A 12,852-nucleotide genomic window follows, 5' to 3' on the forward strand; every position below is an offset into this window, starting at 1 on the left:
GGGAACGTTTCATGGCTGTAATGTCTTATATCGATGCTATTACATTAGCAATGCGCGAAGAAATGGAACGCGATGAGAAAGTATTCGTTTTAGGAGAAGATGTTGGTAAAAAAGGTGGCGTGTTTAAAGCGACACACGGTTTGTATGATCAATTTGGTGAAGATCGTGCGCTTGATGCACCGCTTGCAGAATCTGCAATTGCTGGGGTAGCAATTGGTGCGGCAATGTATGGTATGCGTCCAATCGCTGAAATGCAGTTTGCTGATTTCATCATGCCAGCAGTAAACCAAATTGTTTCTGAGGCAGCAAAAATTCGTTATCGTTCTAATAATGATTGGACTTGTCCAGTTACAATCCGTGCACCATTTGGCGGGGGTGTTCACGGTGCATTGTATCATTCACAATCTGTAGAAGCGATGTTTGCAAACCAACCAGGTTTAAAAATCGTTATCCCTTCTACACCATATGATGCAAAAGGCTTATTAAAAGCAGCCATTCGTGATGAAGATCCAGTATTATTCTTCGAACATAAACGTGCATATCGTTTAATTAAAGGTGAAGTGCCGGAGGATGACTACGTATTACCAATCGGAAAAGCAGATGTAAAACGTGAAGGTGATGATATTACAGTTATCACGTACGGATTATGTGTTCATTTTGCTCTTCAAGCGGCTGAAAAGTTAGCACAAGATGGCATCTCTGCACACATTCTTGATTTACGTACTGTATATCCATTAGATAAAGAAGCAATCATTGAAGCAGCTTCTAAAACAGGTAAAGTTCTTCTTGTAACAGAAGACAATAAAGAAGGAAGCATTATGAGTGAAGTGGCAGCAATTATTGCTGAAAACTGTCTATTTGATTTAGATGCGCCAATCGCACGTCTTGCAGGTCCAGACGTTCCAGCAATGCCATATGCACCAACAATGGAAAAATTCTTTATGGTAAATCCAGATAAAGTTGAAAAAGCAATGCGTGAACTTGCGGAATTTTAATCGGGGGGACTATACATGGCTGTAGAAAATATTACAATGCCTCAGCTCGGGGAGAGCGTTACAGAGGGCACAATTAGTAAATGGCTCGTTAATGTTGGCGATCACGTAAACAAGTATGATCCGCTTGCAGAAGTAATGACTGATAAAGTAAATGCTGAAGTACCATCTTCTTTCACGGGGATTGTGAAAGAGTTAATCGCTGGTGAAGGTGATACGTTAGCTGTAGGTGAAGTAGTTTGTGTGATTCAAGTAGAAGGCGCAGATGAAGTAGCAGCAACAGCTGTTGAGGAAAAAACAAAAGAAGAACCAAAGGCGGAAGTAGCTACGTCTGAAAAAGCACCGAAAGTAAAACAACCAACTGATGGAAAACCACGTTTTTCACCAGCTGTGTTAAAACTTGCGGGTGAGCATAACGTTGATTTAGATCTAGTAGAAGGTACGGGAGCAAACGGCCGTATCACTCGTAAAGATATTTTAAAGCTAGTGGAATCTGGAAATATTCCGCAAGCAGGTGCGGCGAAGAAAGAGGAAGCTGTAGCGGCAGTAGTAGAAGCTCGCCCAGAAGCATCAAAAGCAGCACCAGTAGCGCAAAAAGTAGAAGCTGCGAAACCAGTTTCTGTACCTACAATGCCTGGAGATATCGAAATTCCAGTAACAGGTGTGCGTAAAGCAATCGCAGCAAACATGTTACGTAGTAAACACGAAGCACCACATGCTTGGATGATGATTGAAGTAGATGTGACAAACCTTGTGTCATACCGTAACTCAATTAAAGGTGACTTTAAGAAGCGTGAAGGCTTTAACTTAACGTTCTTTGCTTTCTTCGTAAAAGCAGTAGCACAAGCGTTAAAAGAGTATCCTCAAATTAATTCAATGTGGGCTGGCGATAAAATTGTTCAGAAGAAAGATATTAACCTTTCTATCGCTGTTGCAACAGAGGAAGAACTATTTGTACCAGTAATTAAGCAAGCGGACGAGAAAACAATTAAAGGCATCGCTCGTGAAATTACAGAACTTGCAGGAAAAGTACGTACGAAATCGTTAAAAGCGGACGAAATGCAAGGCGGAACATTTACAATTAATAACACAGGATCATTCGGTTCTGTTCAATCTATGGGTATTATTAATTACCCACAAGCGGCTATTTTACAAGTTGAATCAATTGTAAAACGCCCAGTAATTATGGATAACGGTATGTTCGGTGCCCGTGACATGGTTAACTTATGTTTATCACTTGATCACCGAGTACTTGATGGTTTAATTTGTGGTAAGTTCTTAGGACGTGTTAAAGAAATTTTAGAAAACATGTCAGAAAATAATACATCTGTATATTAATAAAAAGCTCGCTTATGCGAGCTTTTTATTATCTTATTTCTTCATCTACATCCTACTATATGTATAAATATCTTTCCCAGTAATCTTACAATAAACGATTATGTATTAGGAATTTACGAAAATACATTGCTGATATATGGTATATGGATATAAAATAAGAAAAGAATAATTTTTTTGGCAAATCTTACTGACGAAACTGTAGTATAATATATTGTATTGTATGAAAAAGAGAGTTATTCTATATAAGTGTTTTATAGATAATGTGTAATCAGTCGTCAAAACATGAAGAATGTTGACTCCTGGTTTTTTATTTTTGCCGTAACAATGTTTCAGGAGGGTGTCATGAAAAGAAGTACCGAGTTTCTAAAAAGTTTAGATGTAAAATTAATTTTAATTTTGTGTGCACTATGTGTGACGAGTATAGCTGCTATATATAGCAGTCAGCAAACGGGACAGTATGGAGCTGCAAACTTTGCTATGAAACAAGGTGTTAACTACATAATTGGGATTGTATTGTTACTTCTTGTTGCAAGCATCGACTTAGATCAATTGCAAAAATTGTCTTGGCCACTTTATATTGCCGGGTTTGGTTCACTTATTCTTTTGAAAATACTACCGGTTTCCACCTTCACACCTGAAAAATTAGGTGCAAAAAGATGGTTCGTTTTTCCAGTACTTGGACAAATTCAGCCGTCTGAGTTTTTCAAAATTGCATTGCTTCTTGTAGTAGCAAGCATAGCTGTGAAACATAATGCGCAGTATATGGCAAGGACATTCCAAACGGATTTAAAATTAGTAGGTAAAATTATGCTAGTTTCTCTTCCTCCTATGGCTGTTGTATATAGCCAACCGGATACAGGTATGGTGTTCTTATATGCTGCTGCTATTGCATGTATTTTATTTATGTCAGGTATTCAAAAAAAATTGATAGCATTATGTACAGTTATTCCGGTGACCATATTATCTACATTAATATTTATTTTCTTTAAGTATCCAGATTTTTTCTATAATAAGTTAGTTACTTTACTAAAACCTCACCAACAGTCGCGTATTGTAGGTTGGTTAAATCCATTTGAAAATGCAGATCAAGGTTATCAAACACAGCAATCGATTTTAGCTGTAGGTAGTGGAGGAATGGAAGGCAAAGGGTTTGGGGGAGGAAGCGTCTATATCCCAGAGAAGCATACTGACTTTATTTTCGCTACAATTGCCGAAGAAGGTGGATTTATCGTAGCAGCCTTAGTTGTCTTCTTGTTCCTATTACTACTATATCGAACAATTATTATTGGTTATTCCGCTGATAATTTATTTGGTACATTATTATGCGCTGGATCGATCGGTATATTAACAGTTCAAATATTCCAAAACATCGGTATGATTGTTGGATTAATGCCTGTAAAAGGTATTGCATTACCTTTCTTATCGTATGGGGGAAGTTCCTTATTCTCGAATATGATTATGATGGGGCTCATACTATCGGTACGGAAAACTTATAAAAAATATATGTTTTCAGTTAAGTAAAAAAAACTGGTTCGTTTTTAAACGAACCAGCTTTTTTACATATATGCTCATAAACGTTGCAAACTAAACAGGATAGCAGTTTGAGACGGGTAAGGAGTGCAAAGTGATGCATATGCATATTTTTGAAGGAGCACGGCATCTTTCTAATAGTAAATGGGTTATTCGGGCTATTATAGCATACATATTTTTAATATTAGTTGCGAAAGCGATGGGCAAAGGTCTATCGCACAACTTCGTTTTTTAGATGTTGTATTAGTGTTATTACTTGGCGGGAATATTTCTAATGCAGTTTTTGATGAAAAGGTCGGATTACTTGGTTCAATGAGTACAATTTGTATACTAGTTGTACTTCATATTGTAAGCTCTATTTTAATGTTGAAATGGGATAGATGGAGACGGTTTTTAAAGCCTGCACCGATTATTCTTATACATAATGGTTCCATTGATTGTAGCAATTTGAAAAAGGCGAGAATTACGGCGGGATATTTATTTTCGGAATTTCGTATGCGAAATGTGAGCGATATTCAAACGATTAAATTAGCATTATGGGAAGCAAACGGTGTCGTTTCTATATTTCGGTATCCAAAATATGAAGCAGTTTCGCGGCTTGATCTTAAAGTGGCGGGAAAAAAATCTCCAGTTTCTTTTGTATTAGTAAAGGATGGGAGGATACAGAAAGATGTTCTTGCATTATTAGGAAAAACAGAAGCGTGGGCGAGAGAATTGCTAGAGGAGAGTACAGAAGTCGAATCTATCATGTTAGCTACAATAGATGAATCACATAAAATAAATATTTTGTTAAAAAAATGAAAGATATACGCATTTTGTCGTTTCGTACATATGATACAATAGTGTGGACAACGAAAAAGGAGGCGATACGGTGGGATATGTAGAAGAATTACGAAAAATAGTTGGTCATCGCCCTTTAATTTTAGTTGGTGCTGTTGTACTCGTTATAAATGAAAATGGATATGTTTTATTACAGCAGCGGACAGAGCCGTACGGAAAATGGGGGCTACCTGGCGGGCTAATGGAGCTTAGTGAATCACCAGAAGAAACAGCTTATCGTGAAGTATATGAAGAGACAGGAATAAAAGTGAAGAATTTGCGACTAATCAATGTATTTTCTGGAGCGAACTACTTTACAAAATTAGCAAACGGTGATGAATTTCAATCTGTAACAACCGCCTATTATACGGATGAATACGAAGGGGATTTTGTTATGAATAAAGAAGAAGCAGTTCAGCTTAAATTCTTTTCACTAACAGAACTACCTGACTATATTGTAGGATCGCATAAAAAAATGATTGCTGAATATATGAAGATTATGGAAAAAAAAGATATAATAATAGTGAAAGAAATACAAAAACACAGCTCTGGTTGGTAGTCCAGACGCATGATTTCATGTCAGTAACCTTCCCCTCCGGGATGTCCCGTATTTCTAATCTTTTAAAGGAGGGGCTGTCAATGAATTTGACAGTATATCACGATGGTCAATTTTTTGTTGGAATTATTACATGTAAAGAAAAAGGGAAATTGTATGGAGCGAGGTATATTTTTGGAGCGGAACCGTCAGATGAAGAAGTGCTTATGTTTGTGAATGGTTCAATTTTAGAGCATTTTCAGCACTTTGCAAAATGTGGTGTAGAAGTTAATGAAAAACAGCGTCCTAAAAACATAAAGCGTATCATACGACAAGCAGCAAAAGAAACAACTATTAAACGTTTTACTAAGGCGCAAGAGGCGATTAGTTTATCTTATGAATTGCATAAGCAAGAAAAGAAAGTGCAGTCTAAAGAGAAGCGAGAAGCTGAAAAAGAAAGAAGACGTTTAATGAAAGTACAAAAAGCAAAGCAAAAACATCGTGGTCATTAAAGAAAAGGTGTTAGAGCAAGAGCTCTAACACCTTTTCTATACTTAAATACAAGTAAACTTACTTGTATTTCATAAACATTAACTGGTAAGATACAAATAGGTAGTTTTAGAGGAGGGAAAAGAGTGATTAATTTTAACTTTTTTATGAATGATGTTGTCCGCCAAGCGCGTGAAGAGATTGTCTCTGCTGGATATACAGAATTGACGACGCCAGAAGCGGTAGAAGAAGCATTTAAAAGAAATGGAACAACACTTGTAATGGTAAACTCTGTATGTGGTTGTGCAGGTGGTATTGCTCGTCCTGCTGCTGCGCATTCCGTACATTATGATAAACGTCCTAACCACCTTGTAACGGTGTTTGCAGGTCAAGATAAAGAAGCGACAGCAAGAGCGCGTGAATATTTCGAAGGGTACCCACCTTCTTCTCCATCATTTGCTTTATTAAAAGATGGAAAAATTGTAACGATGGTAGAGCGTCATGAAATTGAAGGTCATGAACCGATGCAAGTTATTGCGAAACTACAATCGTATTTCGAAGAGAATTGTGAAGAACTATAAAAAATAAGAGAAAAAGCGGCACATCCACAATCAAGTGGATGTGCCGCTTTTTTATTTATTATTAAAATTTCTGAGATATGCATAGTTATGTTGTTTTATGCATTTTTTTATACATAATAAACAGCGTTTGTATTGCTGTTTTATTTATTTTTATTTTATATATTGCATAAAAATAAAAGTGCTGATACAATACAAACATCGAATAAATATTCTATTAAACTTTTAAATATACATTATTAGGGGGAAGAAAGATGAAGAAGTTAGTATCAATATCGTTTGCACTTATTTTAATTGTAAGTATATTCAGCGCTTGTAGTAATGGGGAGCCGAAAGAAAGAAAAGGAAATAAGAAAGTACTCGTAATGGGGACTTCAGCGGATTATAAACCATATGAATACGTGGAAGCTTCAAAAAGTGATGAAATTATTGGTTTTGATGTTGATGTTGCTAAATATATCGGAAAAGAACTTGGGTATGAAGTGAAAGTGAAAGATATGGATTTTGGTGGTTTATTAGCATCTCTTAGTTCAGGAAAAGTTGATTTCGTAATGGCAGGCATGACGCCAACTGCAGAGCGTAAAAATAATGTTGATTTTACAGATATTTATTTTGTTGCGAAAAATATGGTCGTTTCTAAAAAGGATTCTAACATTAAATCTGTAGAGGATTTAAAAGGGAAAAAAGTAGGAGTACAAACAGGGTCTATTCAAGAAGAGAAAGCAGCCGAATTTAAAAAACAAGTAGATTTCCAAGTTGAGGGACGTGACCGTATACCAGAAATCGTACAAGAAATTAAAGCTGGTCGTTTTGAGGCTGCAATTATAGAAGACACAGTTGCTAAAAATTATTTAGAGAAAATGAAAGATTTACAAGGAATTGAAATTAAAGAAGCACCAGAAGAAGTTGGAGCAGCAATTGCCCTTCCGAAAAACAGTGATAAAACAGCTGAATTTAATAAAGTAATTAAAAAAATGCAAGAAAATGGAGAAATGGATAAATTAGTGAAGAAATGGTTTGGCAGCGGAAAATAAGCTGCCTTTCACTTTTCTGTGAGGGGAATGAAAAGAATGAATTTAGATTTTTCGGCGATTACGCCTTCGATACCATATATACTAAAAGGTTTAGAAGTTACTTTGAAAATTGTAGCGGTATCAGCTTTAGCAGGATTTATTTTAGGAACGCTATTAGCACTTTGTAAAATTGTTAGAATACGAGCATTAAATATAGCAGCAGATTTTTATACATCAATTTTTCGTGGTACACCACTTGTATTGCAATTAATGATTATTTATTTCGGCGTCCCACAAATAATTGGTTATGAAATACCAGCATTCTTAGCAGCTGTACTTGCGTTTAGCTTGAATTCAGGTGCATACATGTCAGAAGTAATTCGTGCTGGTATTCAAGCGGTTGATAAAGGACAAACAGAAGCAGCAATGGCTTTAGGGATACCATACGGAAAAATGATGAGAAATATTATTTTCCCTCAAGCATTAAAAAATATATTACCAGCGCTTGTGAATGAATTTGCGACACTTACGAAAGAATCGGCTGTAGTAACAGTAATAGGCGCGACTGATTTAATGCGTCGTGCTTACATTGTAGGCGGTGAGACATTTAAATATCTTGAACCATTACTTTTTGTTGGACTGATTTATTATATGTTAGTCATTATTCTTACATTAGTCGGGAAGGCAATTGAAGGGAGAATGAAGAAAAGTGATTAAAATTGAAAACCTTCATAAATCATTTGGTAAAAACGAAGTATTAAAAGGAATTACAACAACGATTGAAAAAGGGGAAGTAGTTGCAATTATAGGACCTTCTGGATCAGGAAAATCAACATTTTTACGTTGTATGAATATGTTAGAAGCACCAACGGATGGTCACATTTGGATTGGAACGGAAGAAGTAACGAATCCGAAAACGAATGTTATGCATGTTCGTGAAAATGTCGGTATGGTATTTCAGCATTTTCACTTATTTCCTCATATGACTGTATTAGAAAATATTACGTATGCTCCTATCAATGTAAGAGGGGTAACGAAGCAAGAAGCTGAAAAGAAAGCTGAGAAACTTTTAGAAAAGGTTGGATTAGTAGATAAAAAAGATACGTATCCAAATCGTCTTTCGGGAGGACAAAAGCAACGTGTAGCAATTGCAAGAGCGTTAGCAATGGAACCGGAAGTTATGTTATTTGATGAACCGACATCGGCGCTAGATCCAGAGATGGTGAAAGAAGTGTTAGAAGTTATGAAATCGTTAGTTACGACAGGAATGACGATGGCTATCGTTACACATGAAATGGGTTTTGCAAAAGAAGTGGCAGATCGTGTTCTTTTCTTGGACGGAGGAAAGCTTGTAGAAGATAGTGCGCCAGAAGAATTTTTTGCAGCGCCGAAAAGTGAACGTGCGCAACAATTTTTACAAAAAATATTGTAATATGAAAAGGTTATGTGAATAATAAGTAGAAAAGGATGACATTGTGTCATCCTTTTTTTATACTAGCTGTAAATACGTTTATACATATAGGAGTAATGATATGTTTAAAATTGGATATCGTACAGTAAAAACAGCAATAGGGACAGGCGCGGCAGTTTTTATTGCTCAGTTATTAGGGTTAGAATTTTATAGTTCAGCAGGTATTTTAGTTATTTTATGTGTACAAAATACGAAGCGCAAATCGCTTCAAGTGTCGTTACATCGTTTTCTAGCGTGTGTATTATCAATGGTATTCGCGTTTTGTATTTTTGAAACGATAGGCTATACACCACTTGCAATTAGCATATTGTTACTTACATTTATTCCGACTGCAGTAATGCTTAAAATTCAAGAAGGTATTGTCACGAGTTCAGTTATTGTTATGCATCTATATTCATTGAAGCAAATTACATGGCTTATAGTTGGAAATGAAATTGCTATATTAACGATAGGGATTAGCGTGGCGTTATTAGTAAATATGTATATGCCGAGTAGTGAAAATAAGCTAAAAGAGTATCAGGATAAAATAGAGAGTAATTTTAAAACGATTTTGTTTGAAATGGTTGTGTATTTACGAAATCGAGAAAGTAGTTGGAGTGGAGCAGAACTCATTGAAACCGAGAATATGTTAAATGAAGCAAGGGATTTATCGTTTAAAAAACTTGAGAATGCATTTATGCGAGAAGATGATTATTACTATCGTTATTTTAATATGCGCATGCAACAATTCGAAATTTTAGAGCGAATGATACCACTAGCAGCTTCTTTATCGTGGACATATGAACAAGCTGACATGATTGCAGATGTTGTTGAAAACATTGGTAATGCTATTAGCCCTGAGAGTACTGGCGTTATTTCCTTAAGGCAGCTTCAAGAAATGAGGGAATTATTTAGAGACATGCCATTGCCAGTTACACGCGAAGAATTTGAGATACGTGCGAAACTTGTTCAACTTGTGTATGAAATGGAACAATATTTACTCATTAAAAGTCGCTTTAAGGGAAAGGATAATATAAAAGAACTTATATAGAAGGTAGGAATTATCTATGCCGTATCTTCTCTCTATCATATTATGTCTTTCTTTATCGCCGATTTGGCCTCTTGGGGATAATCCACGTGCCGGAGATCCTTTTATTATTGTAAATAAAGCAACGAATAAATTAGCTTACATTGACGATGGAAAGATTCAAAAGGTTTTTCCAGTAGCGACAGGGAAAACGAATGAATTAACTCCAGAAGGAACTTTTGATGTTGTAATGAAAGCAAAGGATCCGTATTACATTGCGAAGGATATTCCAGGTGGATCGCCAAAAAATCCACTTGGGTCAAGGTGGATTGGATTTAATGCAAGAGGAACTGATGGAAGTAAATATGGAATACATGGAACAAACCAACCGAGTTCAATTGGAAAGTATATTTCACAAGGGTGTATAAGAATGAAGAAAAACGATGTGGAATATTTGTTTGAGCGCATTCCAATTGGAACGAAAGTATGGATTGTGAAATCGAAAAAATCATTTCAGCAATTGGCAAAAGAAAAAGGAGCCGTTGCATATGAAAAAGCCAATGAAAAGGTTGGCTTTTTCTATTATAATAAGTTGTCTTGACATGTGTACATAACCGTGCGTTAATGAGAGTATAGAAAGATAAAATTAGATAAAGGGGTTGCTCATATGTACTTGAATCCGAAACTTTCATATATGCAGTTTTTTATGGGATTTCTATTTGTTATTACATTCATATTGGCAACTTTTAATATATGTTCTTATCTTGTAGCGATTGTATGTATGGCATTACTTAATCTCACTTTTGTTATTGGGGCATTTCAGCAGAAACAATATACAAGTTTTGTAATAGCACTTGTAATGTCATTTTCCTTTAGTATTGTAGCGATTGTGTTTTATATAAAATAAACCATCTCGATGTCGAGATGGTTTATTTTTTCATGTGTAAAAAGTAAAAAAAGGACGAACACATCGCCCTTTTTACCAAAACATACTCGCGCCAGCAAGTAATGTTGTTACAAGCATAGAAATTAGCATCACATAAACCATAATTTTTTGAGCTTTTTTATGCATCGTTATACCTCCTTGCAAATCAGTACAATTTCATTGTAACGAGAAATGAAATTATGGACAAGAGGAGAGTGAGGACAAAATTCGGGAGGGGATTGCAAAATATAACAGGAAATTTGAGTGTGTATAGAGAATATAGTTAAAGGGTATATTGTTAATTTTTAGTTGGGCAAGCTGAAGAATGGAGATACGATGATGAAAATATACGAAACAGATCGTTTATACTTAAGGGAAATTGATGAGTCGTATGCTGAAACAGTTCTTCAATATTACGACAGAAATCGTGAATTTTTAAAAGCTTGGGAAGAGTATAGACCGGATGATTTTTTTACGCTAGATTATCAAAAGAAAAAATTGCAAAAGGATAGAAAAGAGTTCGAAGAAGGGAAAATCATCAGACTATGGATTTTTAAAAAGGGTGATGATACGAAAATAATTGGGTGTATTTCATTTAATTTAATCGTTCGTGGCATTTATCAATCTTGTGTACTCAGTTATAAATTAGATAAAGCAGAGTTAAACAAAGGGTATACGACAGAAGCACTTAGAAAAGCGATTCAAGTTGCTTTTGAGGAATTTCAGTTACATCGTATAGAAGCTCCGATTATGCCTCGTAATTTAGCATCTATACAAGTAGTAACGAAGATAGGTTTTCAATATGAAGGCGTGTCTAGGAAGATGTTAATGGTAAATGGCGTGTGGGAAGATCATATGCGCTGGGTATTGTTAAATGAGTAATAGAAAGCAGATGGTTATCTAGACATGTAAACCATCTGTTTTTTGTCTTGTATTTCGAAACTTTTGCGAAATTCTGTTATAATTAATAGTGTTACATACATAATGGTAGTGCAGGAGGCGCAGTCTTATGATTAATCAAGAACGTTTAGTAAATGAATTTATGGAATTAGTACAAGTAGATTCTGAAACGAAATTTGAAGCAGAAATCTGCACAGTATTAACGAAGAAATTTACAGATTTAGGTGTAGAAGTATTTGAAGATGACACAATGGCTGTAACTGGTCATGGTGCAGGTAACTTAATTTGTACTTTACCAGCAACAAAAGAGGGTGTTGATACAATTTACTTTACTTCTCATATGGATACAGTAGTTCCTGGTAATGGAATTAAGCCTTCTATTAAAGATGGATATATCGTATCAGACGGTACAACAATTTTAGGTGCGGATGATAAAGCTGGATTAGCATCAATGTTCGAAGCAATCCGTGTTTTAAAAGAGAAAAATATCCCTCATGGTAAAATTGAATTTATTATTACAGTCGGAGAAGAATCAGGTCTTGTTGGTGCAAAAGCATTAGACCGTGAGCGTATTACAGCGAAATATGGCTACGCATTAGATAGCGATGGAAAAGTTGGTGAAATCGTTGTTGCAGCTCCAACACAAGCGAAAGTGAACGCAATTATTCGCGGGAAAACAGCTCACGCTGGTGTAGCGCCGGAGAAAGGTGTATCTGCAATTACTATCGCAGCGAAAGCAATTGCGAAGATGCCACTTGGTCGCATTGACTCTGAAACGACTGCAAATATTGGACGTTTTGAAGGTGGTACACAAACGAATATCGTTTGCGATCATGTACAAATCTTTGCAGAAGCTCGTTCTTTAATCAATGAGAAAATGGAAGCACAAGTTGCGAAAATGAAAGAAGCATTTGAAACAACTGCAAAAGAAATGGGCGGTCATGCAGACGTTGAAGTAAACGTTATGTACCCAGGATTTAAATTTGCTGATGGCGATCACGTTGTAGAAGTCGCAAAACGTGCAGCTGAAAAAATTGGTCGTACACCTTCTCTTCACCAAAGTGGTGGCGGAAGTGATGCAAACGTAATTGCAGGACATGGTATCCCGACAGTTAACTTAGCAGTTGGTTATGAAGAAATTCATACAACAAACGAGAAGATTCCTGTTGAAGAGTTAGCAAAAACAGCAGAATTAGTTGTTGCAATTATTGAAGAAGTAGCGAAGTAATGGAATAGAAAAAGCGTGTAAATCAATT

At 35.9% G+C, this 12,852-nt stretch carries 15 protein-coding genes and 1 pseudogene; 15 read left to right on the forward strand and 1 reads right to left on the reverse strand.

Annotation, left to right across the window (positions count from 1 at the left end):
- Nucleotides 1-11 precede the first annotated feature (11 nt).
- The 13 genes and pseudogenes from bfmBAB to AC0OM3_RS02915 all read left to right on the forward strand — a co-directional run bounded on the left by bfmBAB (nucleotide 12) and on the right by AC0OM3_RS02915 (nucleotide 10,678).
- A complete protein-coding gene (bfmBAB, locus tag AC0OM3_RS02855) occupies nucleotides 12-995 on the forward strand; it encodes a 3-methyl-2-oxobutanoate dehydrogenase subunit beta (RefSeq protein ID WP_000290071.1) in 984 nt (327 codons plus the stop codon).
- Between the two features lie 15 nt (nucleotides 996-1,010).
- Nucleotides 1,011-2,330 carry a dihydrolipoamide acetyltransferase family protein gene (locus tag AC0OM3_RS02860; RefSeq protein WP_474211060.1) on the forward strand — a complete coding sequence of 440 codons (1,320 nt, stop codon included), beginning with the start codon at nucleotides 1,011-1,013 and terminating at the stop codon, nucleotides 2,328-2,330.
- Nucleotides 2,331-2,672: 342 nt separating this feature from the next.
- Entirely contained in the window at nucleotides 2,673-3,851 is a 1,179-nt protein-coding gene (locus AC0OM3_RS02865) for an FtsW/RodA/SpoVE family cell cycle protein (protein ID WP_000831178.1), read from the forward strand.
- 106 nt (nucleotides 3,852-3,957) lie between these two features.
- Nucleotides 3,958-4,661, forward strand: a pseudogene (locus tag AC0OM3_RS02870) (DUF421 domain-containing protein).
- 70 nt (nucleotides 4,662-4,731) lie between these two features.
- Nucleotides 4,732-5,238: an NUDIX hydrolase gene (locus AC0OM3_RS02875; protein ID WP_474211061.1), complete on the forward strand. Its 507-nt coding sequence runs from the start codon at nucleotides 4,732-4,734 to the stop codon at nucleotides 5,236-5,238.
- An 80-nt stretch (nucleotides 5,239-5,318) separates the two neighbouring features.
- Nucleotides 5,319-5,726: a YjdF family protein gene (locus AC0OM3_RS02880; protein ID WP_474211062.1), complete on the forward strand. Its 408-nt coding sequence runs from the start codon at nucleotides 5,319-5,321 to the stop codon at nucleotides 5,724-5,726.
- Nucleotides 5,727-5,870: 144 nt separating this feature from the next.
- Nucleotides 5,871-6,284, forward strand: a complete 414-nt coding sequence (locus AC0OM3_RS02885) for a BrxA/BrxB family bacilliredoxin (protein ID WP_001979317.1) — start codon at nucleotides 5,871-5,873, stop codon at nucleotides 6,282-6,284.
- Nucleotides 6,285-6,535: 251 nt separating this feature from the next.
- On the forward strand, nucleotides 6,536-7,315 hold the full coding sequence (locus tag AC0OM3_RS02890; protein ID WP_000737669.1) for a transporter substrate-binding domain-containing protein: 780 nt from the start codon (nucleotides 6,536-6,538) through the stop codon (nucleotides 7,313-7,315).
- A gap of 36 nt (nucleotides 7,316-7,351) precedes the next feature.
- Nucleotides 7,352-8,011 (forward strand): amino acid ABC transporter permease, encoded by a 660-nt coding sequence (locus AC0OM3_RS02895; protein ID WP_001046920.1) that lies wholly within the window; start codon nucleotides 7,352-7,354, stop codon nucleotides 8,009-8,011.
- Nucleotides 8,004-8,726 (forward strand): amino acid ABC transporter ATP-binding protein, encoded by a 723-nt coding sequence (locus tag AC0OM3_RS02900; RefSeq protein WP_000590204.1) that lies wholly within the window; start codon nucleotides 8,004-8,006, stop codon nucleotides 8,724-8,726. The genes AC0OM3_RS02895 and AC0OM3_RS02900 overlap by 8 nt, the downstream gene beginning before the upstream one ends.
- A 100-nt stretch (nucleotides 8,727-8,826) precedes the next feature.
- Nucleotides 8,827-9,795, forward strand: coding sequence for an aromatic acid exporter family protein (locus AC0OM3_RS02905; RefSeq protein WP_000472672.1), 969 nt, complete (start codon nucleotides 8,827-8,829; stop codon nucleotides 9,793-9,795).
- A gap of 16 nt (nucleotides 9,796-9,811) precedes the next feature.
- Entirely contained in the window at nucleotides 9,812-10,372 is a 561-nt protein-coding gene (locus AC0OM3_RS02910) for a L,D-transpeptidase (protein WP_474211063.1), read from the forward strand.
- Between the two features lie 66 nt (nucleotides 10,373-10,438).
- Nucleotides 10,439-10,678: a DUF3894 domain-containing protein gene (locus tag AC0OM3_RS02915; protein ID WP_000281167.1), complete on the forward strand. Its 240-nt coding sequence runs from the start codon at nucleotides 10,439-10,441 to the stop codon at nucleotides 10,676-10,678.
- A gap of 72 nt (nucleotides 10,679-10,750) precedes the next feature.
- Here the strand turns inward: AC0OM3_RS02915 and prli42 are convergent, their stop codons facing one another.
- Complete coding sequence (prli42, locus tag AC0OM3_RS02920) at nucleotides 10,751-10,843, reverse strand: stressosome-associated protein Prli42 (protein ID WP_000549037.1); 93 nt, start codon at nucleotides 10,841-10,843, stop codon at nucleotides 10,751-10,753.
- A gap of 189 nt (nucleotides 10,844-11,032) precedes the next feature.
- Between prli42 and AC0OM3_RS02925 the strand changes: the two genes are divergently transcribed.
- Nucleotides 11,033-11,578: a GNAT family N-acetyltransferase gene (locus tag AC0OM3_RS02925; protein ID WP_033672813.1), complete on the forward strand. Its 546-nt coding sequence runs from the start codon at nucleotides 11,033-11,035 to the stop codon at nucleotides 11,576-11,578.
- Between the two features lie 127 nt (nucleotides 11,579-11,705).
- On the forward strand, nucleotides 11,706-12,824 hold the full coding sequence (locus AC0OM3_RS02930) for a tripeptidase T (RefSeq protein WP_000609824.1): 1,119 nt from the start codon (nucleotides 11,706-11,708) through the stop codon (nucleotides 12,822-12,824).
- Nucleotides 12,825-12,852: the final 28 nt, after the last annotated feature.

It is taken from the genome of Bacillus sp. FAU20 (assembly GCF_056033865.1).

Excerpts from the sequence above, each read along its gene's own strand:
- bfmBAB (WP_000290071.1), top strand. The coding sequence starts at position 12 with ATGGCTGTAATGTCTTATATCGATGCTATTACATTAGCAATGCGCGAA.
- AC0OM3_RS02860 (WP_474211060.1), top strand. The coding sequence starts at position 1,011 with ATGGCTGTAGAAAATATTACAATGCCTCAGCTCGGGGAGAGCGTTACA.
- AC0OM3_RS02865 (WP_000831178.1), top strand. The coding sequence starts at position 2,673 with ATGAAAAGAAGTACCGAGTTTCTAAAAAGTTTAGATGTAAAATTAATT.
- AC0OM3_RS02880 (WP_474211062.1), top strand. The coding sequence starts at position 5,319 with ATGAATTTGACAGTATATCACGATGGTCAATTTTTTGTTGGAATTATT.
- AC0OM3_RS02885 (WP_001979317.1), top strand. The coding sequence starts at position 5,871 with ATGAATGATGTTGTCCGCCAAGCGCGTGAAGAGATTGTCTCTGCTGGA.
- AC0OM3_RS02890 (WP_000737669.1), top strand. The coding sequence starts at position 6,536 with ATGAAGAAGTTAGTATCAATATCGTTTGCACTTATTTTAATTGTAAGT.
- AC0OM3_RS02895 (WP_001046920.1), top strand. The coding sequence starts at position 7,352 with ATGAATTTAGATTTTTCGGCGATTACGCCTTCGATACCATATATACTA.
- AC0OM3_RS02905 (WP_000472672.1), top strand. The coding sequence starts at position 8,827 with ATGTTTAAAATTGGATATCGTACAGTAAAAACAGCAATAGGGACAGGC.
- AC0OM3_RS02910 (WP_474211063.1), top strand. The coding sequence starts at position 9,812 with ATGCCGTATCTTCTCTCTATCATATTATGTCTTTCTTTATCGCCGATT.
- AC0OM3_RS02915 (WP_000281167.1), top strand. The coding sequence starts at position 10,439 with ATGTACTTGAATCCGAAACTTTCATATATGCAGTTTTTTATGGGATTT.
- prli42 (WP_000549037.1), bottom strand. The coding sequence starts at position 10,843 with ATGCATAAAAAAGCTCAAAAAATTATGGTTTATGTGATGCTAATTTCT.
- AC0OM3_RS02925 (WP_033672813.1), top strand. The coding sequence starts at position 11,033 with ATGATGAAAATATACGAAACAGATCGTTTATACTTAAGGGAAATTGAT.
- AC0OM3_RS02930 (WP_000609824.1), top strand. The coding sequence starts at position 11,706 with ATGATTAATCAAGAACGTTTAGTAAATGAATTTATGGAATTAGTACAA.